Origin of the sequence: Pseudoalteromonas sp. 1CM17D (assembly GCF_023161805.1) — a bacterium.
Classification (GTDB): domain Bacteria; phylum Pseudomonadota; class Gammaproteobacteria; order Enterobacterales; family Alteromonadaceae; genus Pseudoalteromonas; species Pseudoalteromonas atlantica.
Genome location: NZ_JALNTP010000015.1, coordinates 11,840 through 30,903 on the forward strand (window position 1 = coordinate 11,840; position 19,064 = coordinate 30,903).

Consider the following 19,064-nt stretch of genomic DNA (forward strand, 5'->3'; position numbering starts at 1 on the left):
AGGTATATACACATAATGAGTAAGCAAAAGCAGCAGGGTAAAGCGAATATAACGTGGGCCGCTTTTATCGCAATAGTACTGTGCATTATTGTTGGCAATGCAGTTTTAGCATTAAGTACTATTCAGGGATTAACGCAAACGCAAAAAAGCTTGGATAATACCAGCTTATTAGCCGATGCCATTGAGCGTCTTCACTTATCAATTGTGCAGGCAGAGTCTGGCCAGCGCGGCTACTTACTCACCGAAGAAGAAGACTACTTAATGCCTTATTACGATGCGATAGGGCAAATAGAATCGCAAATAGAGCATGTAAAGTCTCTACACTCTGAAATTGATGGCCAAGCTGAGCGAATTGCTGAGCTATTAGTGTTAACAGAAGCTAAAATTAAAGAGCTTAAACAAACGGTTAAGCTGGCTACTAATGACAAAGAGCGCCGCGCGTTATATGTATTAAATACGCACAGAGGGCGAGAGCTGTACAAAGATATTCGCGTTAAAGTTAATGATATTCAAGACCGAGAATTACTGTTTAAGGTGAGCCATTTTTCTAAGCTGGCACAAATAAAAAATGAAGCAAAAATCACCTTTGCTATTACAGCGGTTACCAGTGCGCTTTTAATAATTGGTATGTTTTTATTAACACGCCTAAATTTAAGAAACGCGGCTAAATACCGTGAGGAGCTTGAAAGACAAAACGAAACGCTTGCAACAAAAGTGTCTGAGCGCACGCAAGAGCTGACCTTATATTCAGACGAGCTGAGCCGCTCAAACCGAGAGCTTGAAGAGTTTGCGTTTGTTGCCAGCCATGACTTACAAGAACCACTTCGAAAAATTCAAGCATTTAGTGACCGCCTAGAAACCATGTTTAAAGATGAGCTGGGCGAAAAAGGCATAGATTACATAGGCCGTATGAAAAATGCAGCGCAACGTATGTCTAACCTTATTAACGACTTGCTAGAGTTTTCGCGGGTAACAACGCGAGGTAAAGACTTTGATGACACTGACTTAAAAGAAGTAGTTGACGACATTTTAAGTGATTTAGAAGTGGCCATTAAAGAAAGCAATGCGCAGGTAGAGCTGGGCGAACTACCAGTTATACAAGCCGATAAAAGCCAAATGCAGCAGTTGTTTTTAAACTTACTGTCTAACGCTGTTAAGTTTAGAAAACCAGGTGTTGAGCCACACATAAGCGTAATGTACGAGCACAAAGACGAGTTTAGTGAAGAGCACAACGAAAAAGTGGGTTGGCAAATTATTACCATAAAAGATAATGGTATTGGTTTCTCACAAGAGTATGCTGATAAAATATTTGTACCATTTCAGCGCCTGCATGGGCGTTCGGAATATAAAGGCACAGGGATTGGGCTTTCAGTTTGTAGGCGTATAGTTGAGCGGCATGGTGGGATAATTACCGCTCATAGTAAAGATGGTGAAGGGGCAACCTTCATAATAAAATTACCTGTGGAAACAACGCTTTTCACACTTCAAGGAGAGGCTTAGATGCCGTATTCAAAAGTGAAACCTATTACAATATTAATGGCAGATGATGACGAGGATGATCGCCTACTCACGCAAGATGCGCTAGCCGAAAGCCGTGTATTAAACGAGCTGCATTTTGTGGAAGATGGGGTTGAATTATTAGAGTACTTAGAGCGCAAGGGTAAGTTTGAAGATAAAAATTCATCGCCACGCCCAGGGTTGATTTTGCTTGATTTAAATATGCCACGTATGGATGGCCGTGAAGCACTTGAGGCCATTAAGGCAAACCCAAACCTTAAAGGCATACCGGTTGTTATTTTAACCACCTCTAAGCAAGAAGAAGACATGGTTAAAGGCTATAACTTAGGCGCGGCCTCTTATATTACTAAACCGGTAACGTTTGATGGCTTGGTTGATTTAATGAAAACCCTAGGAAAATACTGGGTAGAATTTGTAGAGCTGCCGACAACGTTTAACGACTAAATAAGTAGCAACATTAAGCCCCTAATTAGGGGCTTATTAAATGCAAACAAAAGGAGGTAGTATGTTAGATAAAGTGACTCGCTTACTTTTAGTAGAAGACGATGAAGATGATTACATTCTCACTTGCGACTACTTAGATCAGTTAGATTCACATACATTTGACATAGAATGGATAAGCTCTCCTGAGCAAGCAATAAGCATTTTAAGTAAAAACGATCACGATATTTGTTTGCTTGATTATCGATTAGGCGCCTCAAATGGGCTAAGTGTATTAAAAAAGGCCATTGCTAATGGGTTTAGCGGGCCAATTATTATGCTTACGGGGCAATCTAATGATGAATTAGACTCTGCAGCACTGGATGCCGGCGCGGTAGATTACCTTATAAAAACAGAAATGAGTTCGAGCCGGTTTGCTCGCGCTATACGTTATGCTTTAGCGCGTAAAGATGTTGAAGGCGAGCGAGTAGAGCGTTTAAAAGCCGAAGCAGAGAACCGCTCAAAAGACAGATTTTTAGCCCACTTAAGCCACGAATTACGTACCCCGCTTTCATCTATATTAGGTTACACAGAGTTACTGCTACAAAGCGACTTTAGCAAACAGGCCGAAAACGAACTAGGGGTTATTTATCGAAACGGTAAGCACTTGCTGAGCTTGTTAAACGATGTGCTCGATTTATCTAAAATTGCTGCCGACAAATTAGAGCTCACCTTAAGTGAAGTAAACTTAGATAGCATGCTGGCTGATGTTTACACCTTAATGCGTGTATCTGTGCTTGATAAAGGCTTAAACCTTCGCTTTGAGTCTCTACAGCCCTTACCTCTTATTGTGAGAGTAGATGCTACCCGCGTACGCCAAATACTCATTAACTTAATCAATAATGCGGTTAAATTTACCGAAAAGGGCGAAATAGTGGTTAGTGCCTGGACCGAGTGGGTCGATGAGAAAGAAATGCTATTTTTTAGTATTAAAGACTCAGGCATGGGGATTGCCCCTGAAAAACAAGCACTCATTTTTAAACCCTTTGAGCAAATAGCTGATGTAGAATCGCGCTCTGTTGGTGGAGCAGGCTTAGGCCTTGCTATTTGTGCCGAGCTATTAGCGCGTATGCACGGCAGTATTGATTTAACTTCTAGAATGGGCGAAGGCTCTACCTTTACTATTTCGGTGTACCCAGGTGATATAAGTGAAGTAGAACGCCAAGTATTAAACTTTAGTAGTGGCTCGCAATTACAGACAAAATCAGCCCCCTGTAAAGTGACTGGCCGCGTATTAGTGGTTGATGATTTACGCGATTTACGCATGTTAGTTGGCCATATGATTAGCACATGTGGTGCGCGTGTAGACTACGCCGAACATGGCCAGCAAGCGCTTGAAAAAGTAAGAATTGCCGAGGCGTATCGCTCTCCTTATGATATTATTTTTATTGATATACATATGCCTGTAATGGGTGGTAAAGAAGCCACAATAGAGCTTAGAAAAATGGGCTACACAGGCCCAATTATTGCGCTTACTGCCGCCACTATGAAAGGCATACATGAAGAGCTTGCCGCCCTTGGCTTTAACGATGTAATACCAAAGCCCGTTGATAGCTCTTCTTTGTATCAATGCTTACAAGATTACTTAGTATCGCCAGAGCATGCGCCTCAAGCTAAAAATATTCACAGCGACAAAGCTGTAATAGAGAAAAAACAGCGCTTTTTATTGGTTGAGGACGACCAAGATGCAGCGCAAATTACGCAGTTGCTGCTAGAAAGTTTAGGGGTAGAAACCGTTATTACCTCAACGTGTGCACAGTGTTTACAAACCCTCAATCATGACCAACAATTTAATAAGGTATTGCTCGATATGCACTTACCTGACGGGCGTGGTGTAGATTTAGGGAAGCAAATTAACGAACGTTACCCTGACTTAAGCTTGGTGATTGTTAGTGGTGCAGAGCCCGATCCTAAGCAGATCAAAGATTTAAATATTAATCATGTACTTTTGAAACCGATTAACCTGAGCTTATTAGAAACCTTGATCAGCTCGTAATTTAGAAGTTATTTTATGCAGTCGATAAAACTAGAAAGTGAGCTATTAACCCCCTCTAAAGTAGTATGCGTTGGGCGTAATTACACCGCGCATATTGCTGAGCTTAATAATGAGCTACCAGATCAAATGGTATTGTTTAATAAACCGAACAGTGCCCTTTCGTCTACCTTATTTGCTACGCACAATAACGACACACTGCATTATGAAACCGAGCTGTGTTTTGTTATTAAAAATAATGAGTTGGCAGGCGTAGGTTTAGGATTGGATTTAACTAAACGTACCGTGCAAAGTAAGCTTAAAAATAAAGGGTTACCGTGGGAGCGCGCCAAGGCGTTTAACGGCTCGGTATTATTAACGCCCTTTGTCGCTATAGCGGATGCTGAGCAGGTGTTTACGTTTGAGCTTAAAATTAACGATAACGTTATTCAACAAGGCGATACGCAATTTATGATACATAAGCCTAAAGATATTTTAAGTGAAATTAATGAGTTTATGCACTTAGAAAATGGCGATGTAATAATGACAGGAACGCCTGCAGGCGTAGGGGAAGTGCCTGCAAACAGCGTATTTACAGTAAGCTTGTATGCTAATTCGACGTGCTTGTTATCGCAGAGCTGGCAGGCACAATAGGATTAAGTATTTGCTGTTGGTAATGCTTAGTAAACTGCGGAAAACTTTGCTCTAACCAAAAACGCTGACTATTTATATAAGCAGGCGATTGTAATACCTGCTTATGTAGCGCTTTATTTATTTTATTAAGCGCCTTGGTAGCAAAATCATTCGGTGCTCTTACTGCACACCCTATAGCCCCTAAAACAAACTCTCTGGGGTCTTCTTCAATTGGCAAACTGACTATATTTTTAAACTTACTGTGATTGACAAAATAATCCCCCATAAACGGGTAGTCTATTGTGTAATCTAAAAAGCCGCGACTTAAGCGAGCAATAACAGCTTGGCTTTCATTTTCGCTGCTCCAGCTTAGCGATGCTTTATGATACACCGTGGTGTTTTCGATTATTTTATTAATTTTTGAAGTAAACTTGCGCGCCGCGGCTTGACCATATACATATTGCTCGTCTGACAATAAATGAATAAGTTTAATAGGGCTGCCATGCTTAGCGTGTATTTCTGGAGCAAGTTTTTGAGTGGTTAAAACCGAAAAAGGCGGGTAAACCGTGGTGGGGGTAGAAAACTGTAACACCCCATTGGCCGTTTTTTTATGAATAACACACGGAAAGCATACATTATCGCCTTCATTTAAGTGCTTATTAATTCGCTCTTGCGGCACGATTAGTCGTGTATGTTTTACATCATCAATGCTGCTAATTAGTTGCTCGGTGAGGTTGTCGCAAATACCACCTTGCGGCGCATGCGAATCTTTATCCATATGAAACGGGGGCGTGTAACTTTGTAACCATACAATTTCTTTAATTGGGTGAGTATTATCAGCGTACCCGTAACGCATTAAAGCACCTAGTACACCAAAGAATAAAATTACATTTCTAAGCATAACTCACTAAAAATAATCCATTTAAGTTAACTTTAGTATAGTTTTACTTTGTATATGTTCAAATGTAAGAGAGAAAAAGGCAGTAAAAAAACTGCCTATTATTTGGGTTTAATATGGCTGCGGGTAATCTTTAAAAATAGTGCCAATTTCAGTTAGAGTGTCGTCGCTTAAAGTTATGCTAAAAGCCTCAATATCTTCTTTTAATTGCGCCATGCTGGTCGCACCAATAATTGATGAGGTAACGCCATCGACTTGATTACACCAAGCAAGTGCCAATTGGGCTGGGGTTATGCCGCTTGCGTGTGCAAGCTCTACATAACGCTGCGTGGCTTTTTGCGCGTTAGGGGTATCTCTAAAAATGCCATTGCGCTGCATAAATGTCCAACGCGATCCCGCTGGGCGTGCACCGTTTAGGTATTTACCCGTTAGCAGGCCAGCAGCAAGCGGCGACCAAGGTAAATAAGCAATGTCTTCATGGATACACTGCTCAATTAAATAGGGCCAATCTTTAGCGTGCGCTAGACTAAACTCGTTTTGAATAGACACCATACGCGGTAAGTTATGCGCTTTTGCTAAATTTAAAAATTGGCTAATGCCCCATGGGGTGTCATCTGAAAGGCCACAATATTTTATTTTCCCAGCTTTAACACACTCATCAAGGCCCTCTAAAATATCAAGCATACCCGCCTGTTGTTGCTCAGTATCTACGTCACTAAAAGTGAGTTTACCTGGCCATTGCCTGCCAAAATGTGGGGTAGAGCGATTAGGCCAATGTAATTGGTATAAATCTATGTAGTCGGTTTGTAGGCGTTTAAGCGAGTTATCTACGGCCTCAATGACAGCGCTGCGTGTTATATCGCCGCCATCTCGTACCCACGACAAGCCATTGCCTGCAATTTTACTCGCTAATACAATATCACCGCGCTTTTGCGCATTGCGACTTAGCCAGTTACCTATAATTTGCTCTGTTTTACCGTAGGTCTCTGGTGAAGGAGGAACGGCATACATTTCGGCAGTATCAATAAAATTAACGCCTTGTGCCAAGGCATAAGCTATTTGCTCATCGGCGTCTTGTTGGGTATTTTGTTTACCCCAAGTCATGCTGCCTAAGCATACTCTAGAAACATCAACACCGCTGCTGCCTAACGGACTGTATTGCATTTAAAATCCTTAAATTATGTAAGATCTTGAGAGTGGATAATTAATACCAATTCGCAATAAAACCTAATTAAGCGAATTGGTGTAGTGCCGATAGTAATGGCTCTGAAATCGCCGCTTTTTGTCCTGTTTTAAAGTCAAACATAACAACTTGAGAATAGCCTGTGGTAGTAATAGCTTGCTGAGCATGGCTAAATACAGAGTAATTCATCATAAAACGGTCGCTTTTTATATCTGAAATAGTAATACCTACGGTTAAGGTATCTGGGAAGGTCACTGGACGTTTATAGCGAATATTGTTTTCACTAATGACCGGGCCTATTCCACCTGGTTTTATCGTATCAAACTGATTTATTTTATTTAGAAAATCGATACGCGCAATTTCAAAATAACGCAAGTACACCACGTTGTTAACATGTTGTAGGGCGTCCATATCGGCCCATGCTACGGTGATATCGGTATGAATAGGGTGCTGATCTTTGAACCTTTGCATGTATGTGTACTCTTAGTTTTAAATGAATGAGGTTATCAATATGGTGTTTGTAGCTCAAGACAATAAATGCCATGTTTTTTTATAAGATGATTGTACCTATTTATTTTTAGGACTACAGTTAAATAACACAGACAACACACACACGAGAACACACATGCAAAATATAATTAATTGGGCTTTAGCCAGTTTAGTTTTTATAGCGTCTTTTGCTTGCTATGCAATGGGTAATGCCTCCGGCGGCATAATGCTTTTAGCTGCGGGGTTTTTATTAGAGTTTGTTTTTTGGCTACATTGCTTTAAAAAATCAAAGCGCTTTAAGCAGCCGTTTTAAAAAAGCTGTTTAAAGCTTGCACGGTTTAACGCGCTACACCTAGTAGCGCTTTTAACTTTAGCAAGTTAAACAGGCTTTAATGGACTTGCTTAATGAAAGTGAATCCTTAATAATGGCTGTATAAATAAACAGTTGTTATGTGGTAATGAAAAAGTTTATTCATATCGACATGGACTGCTTTTATGCAGCGGTTGAAATGCGCGATAACCCCAAACTTGCCAGTGTGCCTTTAGCGATTGGTGGCAATAGCCGTCGTGGTGTGCTCTCTACAGCAAATTATATAGCGCGCGAATATGGTGTTCGCTCGGCTATATCTAACTACCACGCTAAGCAATTATGTCCCGATTTAGTTATTGTGCCCGGGCGCATGGCGGTTTATAAAGAAATTTCTAACCAAATACGCGCTGTATTTAAACGCTATACCGACCAAATAGAGCCGCTGTCGCTTGATGAAGCTTACCTAGATGTAACCAACAGCACCGCATGCAAAGGCAGCGCAACGCTTATTGCTCAGCAAATTAGAGCAGATATTTATAACGATACCGGCCTTACTGCCTCTGCCGGAGTTGCCCCCATTAAGTTTATTGCCAAAATAGCCAGTGACGAAAATAAACCCAATGGCCAATTTGTGGTTTTACCGGATGAAGTTGATGCGTTTTTAAATAATTTACCGCTAGGTAAAATCCCTGGTGTGGGCAAAGTAACCCTCGAAAAGCTTAATTTAAAGGGGTTATACACAGGTAAAGACGTTCGCGAGAAAGGCGTTAATTGGATGCAGCAGCACGTGGGGAATTTTGGTGTATCGCTTTATCAAAAATGTGCTGGCGAATATATTGGTAAAGTAACCACTGAGCGAGTGCGTAAATCGCTTAGTGTTGAACACACCTATGAATACAATAAAAATAGCTTACAAGAATGTTTAGATCAGTTACCTAAATTACTCGAAGAGCTAACAGCGCGCCTTAATAAGCAACAGCTACAAAATCGTATTAATAAGTTAAGCGTAAAAGTGAAGTTTGCAAACTTTGTTGTTACCTCAGCTGATCAAGCTCATCATCAGTTAAATACTGCTATTTTTACTGAGTTACTCTCTAAGGCGTACCAACGGGGTATGCAGCAACCGGTGCGCTTATTAGGCATTGGAGTAGGTGTTAAAAATGAACCTAATTTAAATCTGCAACTGAGTATTCTTGATTAACTACACGCTTTTTTGCAATTTAGAGTGCTTTAGCAAAGTAATTTAAACGTGGAGCAAGCAGGGGCTGCCTTTACTAAAAGCTATATAGTTGTTGTTAGTTTCTTCTTAAAACACTGAGTCACTTTAGTTAGCTGTAAAACCAAGTTGCCAGATTAAAATGAGCTGATCGCAGTTGGCTGGTTTTGTGTTTTTATATCAACGATAATAGCCCCTTATGTTTTCTAACAGGAGTTTTACTTATGGCATATCCTCAAGCGATAGCTGCACAATCACTTAGTGCAAGCTTTGACTCATTTTCTCACGATGCACTTATTATAATTAGTGATGACTTTTCTCAATTAGCCAATAACTCATTAAGTGATGCTATCGAATCACACGCTAAAGTAGATTCTCGTATTGGTAAACAAGTTACGTTTTTGGTGGTTGATAATGTACGCGTTGTTTTAGCGCCTACTGGGCCGCTTAACCGCGATTACGATGATGTAAGACGCTACTTTGATGCTGCTAAACTAGCGATTAACGAAGCAAAAGCCGCGGGCAGTGTAAACCCTGCTATTTACTTACCAAAATTACATACAGATGCGCGTTACCAGCATGCATTAGAAGTGGCGTATTTAGGGGCATGCCAAGCATTATGGCAGCCTCTTGAAGCACGCGAATACCACGGCGAAAGCATTGAGCCTATTACGCAAATTGGTTTAATCGATGCAAATGAGCAAACAGTTAAAGCTGTAAATGCAATTGCAGCAGGGCAATATGCAGCACGTGACTTATGCGGTACTGAGCCTGAACGTATGGCGCCACCACGTTTTGCCGATTACTGTGTTGAGCTTTTTAAAGGCTCTAAAGTAGCGGTTGATGTGATTGACGATATTAACACGATAGATAAAAACTACCCTATGCTTAGCACCGTTGCTCGCGCATCTTATGCGGTTGAGCGCCACCACCCACGTGTTGTTAAGCTAGAGTACGTGCCAGAAGGTGAAGTAACGCGCACGCTAATGTTTGTTGGTAAAGGATTAGTTTACGATACCGGCGGCGCCGATTTAAAAGTAGGCGGTTACATGGCGGGTATGAGCCGCGATAAAGGTGGGGCTGCATCCGTTGCGGGCTTTATGAAAGCCGTGGCAGATTACCAACCTAAAGGCGTTAAAGTTATTTCTTATTTAGCTGTGGTTCGTAATTCAATTGGCTCAGATTGTTTTGTACCAGATGAAATTATCACTAGCCGTGAAGGCGTACGTGTCCGCATTGGTAACACCGATGCAGAAGGGCGTTTAGCTATGGGTGACCTACTTAGCGAAATGAAAGATGTCGCCAAAGGCGAAGTTAATCCAACATTATTCACCGTAGCAACCCTTACAGGCCATGCGGCACGTGCTATGGGCCCTTACGGAGCGTATGTTGAAAATGGACCTGCACGTAGCGCTAATACCTCTCGTCAAATAGCTGATTGTGGTGATTTATGGGCAGATGCAGCTGAGGTTTCTCGCTCTCGCCGTGAAGATTACGACTTTATCAAACCGCGTACCCTCGCTGATGATGTTTTATCAAGCAATAATGCGGCCTCTGCTGTTACAGCCCGTGGGCATCAATTCCCTATGGCATTTTTAGCCGTTGTTGGTGGGCTTGATAAACACGGTAACGACTCTGAGCAGCCGCTTCCTTATGTACATATGGACATTGCTGGTAGTGGTGTTGAAGGCGGTGATTGGCAGCACGGCAAGCCAACCGCAGCATCAGTAACCAGCTTATTTGCACGCTACTGTATGTAATATCAATCCGCAATAATACTTAATCATTTTTCGGGGCTAAACGTGTCGCTATCTGTGTTAAAAAATTCTCATTTAGAACAACTAAATAGCAAATTTTTTGCCTAGCCATCAACACGTTTTTCCATCCTAAAAATAGATCACTTAATTATGCGAAATGGTATAAGCTAAAAACGCTTATGTAATAAAAAGCCCTGTTAATTCAGGGCTTTTTTTTAAATTATTTTAATTTAAAGCGATTAACCACACTCGAAAGCCCTTGGCTACTTTGTTTGAGGTTATCGCTGGCATCGGTAAGTTGCTTTGTATTATTTAGTGATTGCTCGGTTGATTGAGATAGCTCGTTAATACGTAAATTAACCTCGTCAGCGGCTTGCGTTTGCTGCTCAGTGGCACGGGCTATTTGGCTGTTCATGTCGGTAATTATAGATACCAGCCTTTCTATTTCATTGAGCGATGTATCTGCAGATGAAACCTGCTCTACCGTCGTCACCGACAGTGCTTGGCTTGATTTTACCGCCTCTACTGCCGCTTTAGCGCCTTCTTGTAATTTAGTGATCATGGCTTGAATTTCATCTGTGCTTTGCCCGGTTCTGCTGGCTAATGTGCGCACTTCATCGGCAACAACTGCAAACCCTCTGCCGTGCTCGCCTGCACGAGCCGCTTCTATAGCAGCGTTGAGTGCAAGTAAGTTTGTTTGCTCCGATATACTTCTGATCACATCAAGCACAGAGCCTATATTGTTACTTTCGTTTGCTAAATCTTCAGTTACTTGGCTCACTGTTTCTATATTACTTGAGAGTGTTTCTATGGCGGTAATGGTATTCGCTACCACGTTTTTACCGGTTGAGGCATTGTCCGCTGCATCATTGGCTGCTTGTTCTGCGGCTTCGGCATTACGACTCACATCATGAATTTGGTGCGTCATTTGCTCCATGGCGGCGGCTACTTGTGTGGAACTGTCGTTTTGTAGCTCAATGAAGGAATGGCTTGTTCTACTTGACTCATCCACCGTGTGAGCGTGTCTGCTTACATCATCTGCACTGTGCGATACATGCACTAACGACTCGCGCATTTTTAAAACAAATAAATTAAAAGAGCGTGACAGCTCTGATATTTCATCATTGCCCGATTCGTTTAGCGTACGTGTTAAGTCACCTTCACCTTGCGATATGTTTTTCATCATGTCTGCGGCAAGACGAGTAGGCGTGAGTATACTTTTACCAATAAAGTAACTTAATAAAATGACAGCAATAATCATAACTAAAGCGCTAATTATGATGAGATTACGCTGCTCGCTAAATGCTTCATCTATTGAATCTAGGTATACGCCTGAGCCAATAATCCATTGCCACGGGCTAAAGCCTTTTACAAATGCGACTTTATCTACCGGCTGATCTTTTCCTGGTTTTGGCCATTTATAAGGAATAAAGCCTTCTTTTTGTTGTTTTACAATGTTCACCATTTCTACAAAAAGTGCTTTGCCATCGGGGTCTTTATTATTACTTAAGTCTTTACCGTTAAGCGCAGGCTTTATTGGGTGCATTACCATTTGGGGTTGGTAGTTGTTTACCCAAAAGTAATTTGTTTTGTCATAGCGCAGCGCTTTTATAGTGGCCAGTGCTTGTGATTGAGCCTGCGCTTGTGTGAGTGTATTGTTTTGTTCAAGCTGGTGGTAATGCTCAATAACACTGTATGCCGTTTCTACTACATTTTGGGTTTTTAGATATTGCTCGTTTTTGAGTGAGCTATATTGATGAGTTAGGCTAGATATACTAAGTACTATTAAGCCAAATACAACAATGGCTATTAACAGTAAAAAACGCTGGAAAATACTGAAACTACGTAGGTTAAGCATTAATTTGTCCTCAATTAGTGTACGCCTTAGCGCATAGAATAAGCGTAGCTAAAAAAAGCGTTTAATCTAGGCTCACTAACTTATTAAGACAAAAAAAAGGCTGATTTTTCAATCAGCCTTTAGTCTATTTAGTCGTCATATGATTATTTAACATCAAAATGTCGATTAAAGAAGTTTGTAATGGTTTGGTGTAAATGTGTTTGCACCTGTTTACCGCGTAAGCTGTGTTTTGAGCCTGGGTAGGTCATCATTTCAAACTGTTTTTCGTTATCTTGTAGTTGTTTAAATAATTTAGTGGCGTGGGTAAACAACACGTTGTCATCGGCCATGCCATGGTAAATCATTAATGGGCCTTTTAAGCCATCAGCATATGGGAATACGGCGCTGTCTTCGTAGCCTTTGGCATTGGTTTTAGGATGACCAAGGTAGCGCTCAGTGTAATGGGTGTCGTAAAGTGCCCAGTCAGTAACTGGTGCTCCCGATACACCGGCTTGAAAGTAATCGCCTGCTTTAAACATGGTCATTAGGGCCATGTATCCGCCATAACTGTGGCCATAAATACCAATGCGTTGTGGGTCTACGTAATCAAGCGTGCGTAAAAACTCAACGCCTTTAATTTGATCTGCTACTTCTACAACACCTAAGTGCTTGTAAATAGCGTCTTCAAACTTTTTACCACGGTTGTAAGAGCCTCGGTTATCGAGCTGAAAAATAACATAGCCTTGTTGCGCCATGTATTGAAAGTACAAGTTTTTGCTGCGCCAGCTATTTGTAACGCGTTGTGCATGCGGGCCGCCGTATACATTAACAATTACTGGGTGCTTTTTACCGTCTGCAATATTGCTTGGTTTAAACAAGCGGTAATGCATTTCTTGGCCATCTTCAGCTTTAATTGTGCCGTACTCTGGAGTGGCTAAATCACTTAAATAAGGTGTTAATGGGTGGCTATCATCAAGCTTATTTTGTTCAAGCCATGTGATAAATTCGCCATTTACTTTACGAAGAGCCGCCGAGTTAGGCTTGTTTACCGATGAGCTATTATCAATAAACGTTTTGCTGTCTTTAGCCATTACCACTTTGTGGTATTGGCCTTGTTCGGTGATGCGCTTAATATTGCCTTTTTTAAACAGTGGTGCGCTGTATAAATGGCTTTCAAGCGGGGTGTCTTTACGTCCTGCAAAGTACACTATGCCTTTTTTCTCATCCACGCCTTTTAAGCTATCAACAACCCAGTCTCCTGAAGTGATTTGTCGAATTAGCTGGCCATTAGTGCGGTACAAATAAAGGTGTTTAAAACCATCGCGCTCAGAAGCCCATACAAAATGCTTTTTGTCTTTTAAGAAATGCAGATCAAAGTTTAAATTGATCCACGTATCGCTGTTTTCTGTTAGCGCTACTTTTTGCGTTTTAGTATCGCTATTGTAAAAACGTAGTTCTAACTTATGTTGTGAGCGATTTTGCCATTGATACGAAAGGGTAGTGCTGTCTTTTAGCCATTTAGCACGTGCAATGTAAATGTCTTTATCGTCGCCTAAATCAACCCAGTCAACGTTTTGATTATTTAAAGACACAACGCCAAGTTGTATTTCAACGTTGTCGGTGCCTGTAAATGGGTAACGCTGATTAAATAGCTTTACTTCGTCTGCATAAATTTCGTTACGGATAGCTTCTTTTACTGGGGTTTCATCTACGCGAGTGAATGCAATTTTAGATTCATCGCCAGCCCACCAGTAGCCAGTCATACGGCTCATTTCTTCTTGTGCTACAAATTCGGCCATGCCGTTTTTAATAACGCCGCCGCCATCTTTGCTCAGTTGTATTTCTTTACCTGAATCAAGTGCTAAAGCGTAAAGGTTTTGCTCGCGAATAAACGATACATAGTTACCTTTAGGAGAAAAACGGGCATCGGTTTCAAACGCTTCTGTATTGGTAAGTTTTTTACTTTTACCAGATGCAAGCTCGTAATAATACAGGTCACCATTGAGTGGGAATAACAGGGCTTTGCCATCTTTAGACCATTTATACTCTAAAATACCTTTACCAAAAATACGTTGGCGTTCGCGGCGTGCTTTTTCCTCATCAGAGAGGTTTTCTGGGCCTGAAAACAGCTTTGCAGAATCAACCAGTATTCTGTTGGTGTTATCTTTTAAGTTGTATTCCCATAAATCATAACGGTTGTAGTCATCGGTTTTACCTTGCAGGTAAGTTACGCGGCTACCGTCTGGTGAAAACTTAAGTTGTACGGGAGCTTTACCCGACAAGCTCGGATCATCAAAAATACGCTCTAGCGATAATGGTTTTGCTTGTACGCTCAGTGCGCCAACAGCTAGCGGTAGTGCGAGGGTTAAGTGTTTTATTTTTTTTAGCACAAGGTTGCCTTAGCTTATTATAAATATTGTATTAAATGGTAAAGCTAAGCGTGTGCAACTGCAAATAAATGCTATAAAGTGGCCATTATTAAAGACTAACTAGGATGTGACGATGACGAACCACACTTTTGAACTCGCCCCAGAGCTTAAGCGCGATTGTATAGAACTGGCAGATTGGCCTTTATGTAAGGTGTTATTACTTAACGACAGCCAATACCCTTGGTTTGTATTGGTACCCAGAAAACCTAATTTAAAAGAGATCATCGATTTATCTGATGCCGATCAAATTGTATATTTAAAAGAGTCGGCCAAACTCAGCAAGCTTATTATGCAAGTGTTTAGCCCTGATAAATTAAACGTGGCCGCTTTGGGTAATATGGTGCCGCAATTACATATTCATCATATTGCACGTTTTACAACTGATGCTGCGTGGCCTGCACCAGTGTGGGGTAAGTTTCCAGCAAAACCATACACAGATGAGCAAATAATAGCGCTAAAAAAAGCGCTGCAGTTATAAACTACAGCGCTTTATTAAACTATTACAAAGTATTACGTGTTGGGTTAGTTAAGGCCTAACACGTCTTTGCCTTGTTTAAAGGTTACATCAACCGGAATATTCGCTTGGCTTAGTTTTTCTAGGTCTTTAGCAAGCTCTTCTTTAATATCGCCATGAGTGGCAATTAGTTGATCTACTTTTTCGTAATCGCCGTCACCTTGTAATGTTAAAATTAAGCGCGACAGCTTAGCCATAGCCACGCCCATTTTTTCCATATTTACACGGTATAAACCCTCTTCATTTTTAGAAAAAGCGCCTTCTTGAGCAAAAAAGTTAAAGCGGATCATGTTGGCTTTACCATGTGCGCTTGATGCACCAAAACGTACTGAGCGGAAAATACCCGCCATAAAGGTGGTGTAGTAATCTTCTAATGTGCCTTCGGTAATTTCGCCTTTTTTAAGTAACTGCTCAACCATGTATAAACCTAAAATATCGGCTTTACCTTCTTCAAGTGCACTTGCGTGCTCTTGTAATGATTGGCGCACAGTGCCTTTATTTGTAATGGTGTTTTTAATACCTAGGCCATGAGCCACTTCGTGAAACATGGTATTGGCAAAAAAGGCGTTAAAGGTAATATGCTTACGTTGCTCAGGTACAATTAACTGCTCAGCAATTGGCACTAAAATTTTATCAAATTTTGCACGCATTGCGTTTTTAAGCTGCAGGCGACGAGTGCCTTTTTCAAGCTGTACTTGCTCATCGTTTGGTAAGTTAATGGCAATGGTTTTGCTGCCCGCATTTGAGTGACCTGCATAGTAAACCACATCGTAAGCATTTAAATCGGCGTCTGAGCCTGGCACTTCTTGCTTATATTTAGCATCTACCGGTAAACCTTTTTGAAGCTCTGGTAAAAAGGCCGCAAACTTAGCTAGGCGCTCGCTCCATTTTAAATCTTTAATTAGTACATACGACTCATAAGCAGAGCGGTAGCCAAAGAGTTGATCTTCGTAGGTTTCAATTGGGCCAATAACCACATCAACTGGGTTATTTTTCATGTCCATCCAGGCAAAGTCAGAACCCTGAAAATCATCTTTTTGTAGTGCATCAGCACGTAGGTTTAAGTAATTAGCAAATTCTTTGTCATCGGCAAGCTTACTGGCTTCACGTAATAAATCTGCTGCTTTAGCTAACTCCTCAGCGTATTCTTTTGAGTAAGGCACGCTGTAAAGGTTACCTTGCTCATCACGTTTGATTAATGAGTAAAGGCCTTTTTTATCTTCTACGTCGGCGTTATTTAGCTCTTCTTTTGTTATGTCGGCTGGGTAGAATTGTGCGCCAAGGGCTTTTTCTTTGTAGCCTGATAAAAACGGTTCGTCACCATTTAAACGATCCCAAGGGCCGTAGTTAATATCAGCAAATTTACGTACTTTTTCATCACTTAGCTTTGCTAAAAAAGCGTCTTTATTATCGCCAAAAGCCTGCATCCAAAATAGCTCGTCCATAATTTTAGAGGCATCGATAAGCTTAGCAACCATGGCTTTTTGATTCTCACTTAAATGAGATAGGTCGGCTTCTAGGCTAAAGTCGGTGTAAATATCTAAACGTTGTTTATCAATATTAATTAAATCTGGGCCAGCTTGCGCGGCACTTTTCTGAGCAAGTTCTACACCTGTGGCTTCGGTCGAAGAGGGGGCTTGCTCTGAGCATGCACTAAGAAAAACGAAGCCTGAGAGTAAAATTGCTTGGCTAATTTTGTTTAAGATCATTTGATTGCCTGTTAAAAAAGTAAGTTTAATTATTTGTACGCTTAAATTTAATTGCTAGCGCGTACAAACGTTTCCTTATAGTGACTGCATTAAAGCAAAACTAAATGGTAAATAGCAAGTGTTTGGCGGTGTACCGCGTCTGCAGGCGATAATAACAATTAATTTATATAATTTTCTTAACTTTATCGGTAAGTTAGATAATACTCATTGTATTACTCATTTTATCCGAGGTTAGCAGTTGCATTGCGGCCCAGAAACAAAAGGATGACAGTTCTATGTCTACAGAAAATGCACTATTAACGATTTTGGTTGATAGAATCAATAACGACACTTTGGTTTTACCTACGTTACCTGAAGTTGCAATTAAAGTGCGCCAAGCGGCCGATAACCCTGATGTAAACCTAATGCAAATGTCAGACGTGATTGGACAAGACCCGGCTCTTTCAGCGCGCATGATTAAAGTGGCTAACAGTGCAATTATGGGCCGAGCGGTTAAAGTGTCTAACTTACAGCAAGCGGTTACGCGCATTGGTTTACGCCAAATTAAAAATATAGCAACCGCAATGGCAATGGAGCAGCTGTTTGTTTCTAATAATGAGCTAATAAAAGGCTACATGAGTAAAGCGTGGCAAAAAACGCTAAATGTGGCGGGGCACTCAATAACGCTTATGGCGTTTTATTTACAAAATAATAAACGTACATCGTTAAATAGTGACGCTATTACGTTGGCGTCGTTGGTATATAACATTGGTGTATTGCCTATTTTAACCGAAGCTGAGCGCCACCCAGAGGTGTTTGCTAACCCAAGCTTTTTAGCACATGCAATTCAAAAGCTCAGTGGTAAAATTGGTGGCTCAATTATGGGAGCGTGGGAGTTTCCACCTGAATTTGTAAATGTTGCTAGGCATTGGGCAGACCCTACGTATCGCCCTGAAGAGATTGGTTATGTTGATTTTATTCGTATTGGCGCTATTTTAGAGGGGACTTTACAGGTTTCTGATAAATCAGCGGCTTTACAAACTTACATAGATAAAGGCGTTATTCCTTCTATGCAGCTATTTTCAAGTGACGAATACAACGACATGCTCGAAAATGTAAAAGACACATTTAGCTAATTAGTAGTTATAAAGGTAAAAGCAAAAAGCACGACTAAGTCGTGCTTTTTTTGGTTTTAATAGCGCTTATAATTTTAGCGTTTTATAAATCTTCTGCATCACCTAAACCGGCCGTCAGCTCTTCAAGCAGTAGCTTGATTTCTTCTGAGGCTAAAATAAAGTCAGCATCTAATTTAACCGCCATATCTTCTTTAGGAATATCGGCGTTTTCTTCTTTTAAAGTTTCTGAGTAGCTTAAACGCTTGATAGAGCCATCGTTTTGCAGCATAAACTTCAGGCGTTCTTGCCAATCAAGTGCAAGTTTGGTCACGCGTTTACCATTTTCTAGGTGCGATTTAACTTCATCACACGATAAATCATGACCTTTTAGTTTAACCTGTGCGCCACTGTCGTCGGCTTCTTCTAGCTCAGCATCAAAACCTATAGCAAAGTTTTCAGGGGTGCTGAAGTTAGTTAACCAATCAGTTAAAAATACATCTAGGTCGTAGTTTGCAAAAGCAGGTACTACTGGTAATGTGCCCAGAGACTTACGCAGCAATGCAAGTAGCTCTTCTGCTTTATTAAAACTGCCGCTGTTTACTACAACCCAGCCGTTTTCTTGGTCAATAAAAGCAAACTGTAGGCTCGATTTTTTAAACGCTTGAGGTAATAAGGTAGTTAAAATGTTTTCTTTTAACTCGTCTTTTTCTTTCTTTTTAACAGGGCGGTTTTCTTCCGCTTCTATTTGATCTACTTTTTCGGCAACCATTTCATTAACAACAGATGCAGGCAGCACTTTTTCTTCACGTTTGGCACACACTAAAATGCTTTTTTGTGAAAAATGCGCCAGCGAGTCACCATGCTTACCAAATGCTTTTGTCCAACCAAATGTAGAAAGGTCTTGAGAGCCACAAGGGCGAAATACATCTTGTTCTAACGCTTTTTCAAACTCTTCTTGAGTGTACGAAACATCTTGCTTAAAGCGATAACAAATCAGGTTACTAAACCACATAAGGTAACTTTTC

16 protein-coding genes are annotated in these 19,064 nt (G+C 40.9%); 9 read left to right on the plus strand and 7 right to left on the minus strand.

Translation table 11 applies throughout. The annotated features are described in order from the left end of the window. The first annotated feature begins 15 nt into the window (after positions 1-15). The 4 genes from MSC25_RS18695 to MSC25_RS18710 all read left to right on the plus strand — a co-directional run bounded on the left by MSC25_RS18695 (position 16) and on the right by MSC25_RS18710 (position 4,624). Entirely contained in the window at positions 16-1,500 is a 1,485-nt protein-coding gene (locus MSC25_RS18695) for a sensor histidine kinase (RefSeq protein ID WP_248444284.1), read from the plus strand. Continuing rightward, complete coding sequence (locus MSC25_RS18700) at positions 1,501-1,962, plus strand: response regulator (protein WP_024031669.1); 462 nt, start codon at positions 1,501-1,503, stop codon at positions 1,960-1,962. A gap of 61 nt (positions 1,963-2,023) precedes the next feature. Beyond that, the gene (locus tag MSC25_RS18705) at positions 2,024-3,994 is read left to right on the plus strand and encodes a response regulator (protein ID WP_064386339.1); all 1,971 of its coding nucleotides are present in this window, start codon (positions 2,024-2,026) and stop codon (positions 3,992-3,994) included. 15 nt (positions 3,995-4,009) lie between these two features. Beyond that, a complete protein-coding gene (locus tag MSC25_RS18710) occupies positions 4,010-4,624 on the plus strand; it encodes a fumarylacetoacetate hydrolase family protein (RefSeq protein ID WP_248444286.1) in 615 nt (204 codons plus the stop codon). Here the strand turns inward: MSC25_RS18710 and MSC25_RS18715 are convergent. The 3 genes from MSC25_RS18715 to MSC25_RS18725 all read right to left on the minus strand — a co-directional run bounded on the left by MSC25_RS18715 (position 4,581) and on the right by MSC25_RS18725 (position 7,155). Beyond that, positions 4,581-5,459, minus strand: coding sequence for an ABC transporter substrate-binding protein (locus MSC25_RS18715; protein ID WP_248444288.1), 879 nt, complete (start codon positions 5,457-5,459; stop codon positions 4,581-4,583). The two genes, MSC25_RS18710 and MSC25_RS18715, sit on opposite strands and share 44 nt — an antisense overlap. A gap of 153 nt (positions 5,460-5,612) precedes the next feature. Next, a complete protein-coding gene (locus MSC25_RS18720) occupies positions 5,613-6,665 on the minus strand; it encodes an aldo/keto reductase (protein ID WP_248444290.1) in 1,053 nt (350 codons plus the stop codon). 67 nt (positions 6,666-6,732) lie between these two features. Then, complete coding sequence (locus tag MSC25_RS18725; protein WP_004588512.1) at positions 6,733-7,155, minus strand: thioesterase family protein; 423 nt, start codon at positions 7,153-7,155, stop codon at positions 6,733-6,735. Between the two features lie 154 nt (positions 7,156-7,309). On the opposite strand from MSC25_RS18725, the gene MSC25_RS18730 reads away from it, so the two are divergent. The 3 genes from MSC25_RS18730 (at position 7,310) to MSC25_RS18740 (ending at position 10,459) form a co-directional block, all read left to right on the plus strand. Continuing rightward, complete coding sequence (locus MSC25_RS18730) at positions 7,310-7,486, plus strand: hypothetical protein (RefSeq protein ID WP_024031674.1); 177 nt, start codon at positions 7,310-7,312, stop codon at positions 7,484-7,486. Positions 7,487-7,631: 145 nt separating this feature from the next. After that, a complete protein-coding gene (dinB, locus tag MSC25_RS18735) occupies positions 7,632-8,684 on the plus strand; it encodes a DNA polymerase IV (protein WP_248444300.1) in 1,053 nt (350 codons plus the stop codon). Positions 8,685-8,923: 239 nt separating this feature from the next. Next, positions 8,924-10,459 carry a leucyl aminopeptidase family protein gene (locus MSC25_RS18740; protein WP_004588515.1) on the plus strand — a complete coding sequence of 512 codons (1,536 nt, stop codon included), beginning with the start codon at positions 8,924-8,926 and terminating at the stop codon, positions 10,457-10,459. Between the two features lie 217 nt (positions 10,460-10,676). Here the strand turns inward: MSC25_RS18740 and MSC25_RS18745 are convergent, their stop codons facing one another. Together MSC25_RS18745 and MSC25_RS18750 are read right to left on the minus strand one after the other, a co-directional pair. Then, complete coding sequence (locus tag MSC25_RS18745) at positions 10,677-12,314, minus strand: methyl-accepting chemotaxis protein (protein ID WP_248444302.1); 1,638 nt, start codon at positions 12,312-12,314, stop codon at positions 10,677-10,679. Between the two features lie 143 nt (positions 12,315-12,457). Beyond that, positions 12,458-14,683, minus strand: coding sequence for a S9 family peptidase (locus MSC25_RS18750; RefSeq protein ID WP_096740059.1), 2,226 nt, complete (start codon positions 14,681-14,683; stop codon positions 12,458-12,460). Between the two features lie 112 nt (positions 14,684-14,795). Here MSC25_RS18750 and MSC25_RS18755 point away from each other — a divergent pair, with 112 nt between their 5' ends. Continuing rightward, positions 14,796-15,200, plus strand: coding sequence for an HIT family protein (locus MSC25_RS18755; RefSeq protein WP_004586851.1), 405 nt, complete (start codon positions 14,796-14,798; stop codon positions 15,198-15,200). 44 nt (positions 15,201-15,244) lie between these two features. Here MSC25_RS18755 and MSC25_RS18760 read toward each other — a convergent pair whose 3' ends face one another. Then, positions 15,245-16,945 (minus strand): Zn-dependent hydrolase, encoded by a 1,701-nt coding sequence (locus MSC25_RS18760; protein WP_248444304.1) that lies wholly within the window; start codon positions 16,943-16,945, stop codon positions 15,245-15,247. Between the two features lie 275 nt (positions 16,946-17,220). Here MSC25_RS18760 and MSC25_RS18765 point away from each other — a divergent pair, with 275 nt between their 5' ends. Continuing rightward, complete coding sequence (locus MSC25_RS18765) at positions 17,221-18,060, plus strand: HDOD domain-containing protein (protein WP_004586853.1); 840 nt, start codon at positions 17,221-17,223, stop codon at positions 18,058-18,060. An 82-nt stretch (positions 18,061-18,142) separates the two neighbouring features. On the opposite strand, the gene rdgC is transcribed toward MSC25_RS18765, so the two are convergent. Further along, positions 18,143-19,051, minus strand: a complete 909-nt coding sequence (rdgC, locus tag MSC25_RS18770) for a recombination-associated protein RdgC (RefSeq protein ID WP_004586854.1) — start codon at positions 19,049-19,051, stop codon at positions 18,143-18,145. Positions 19,052-19,064: the final 13 nt, after the last annotated feature.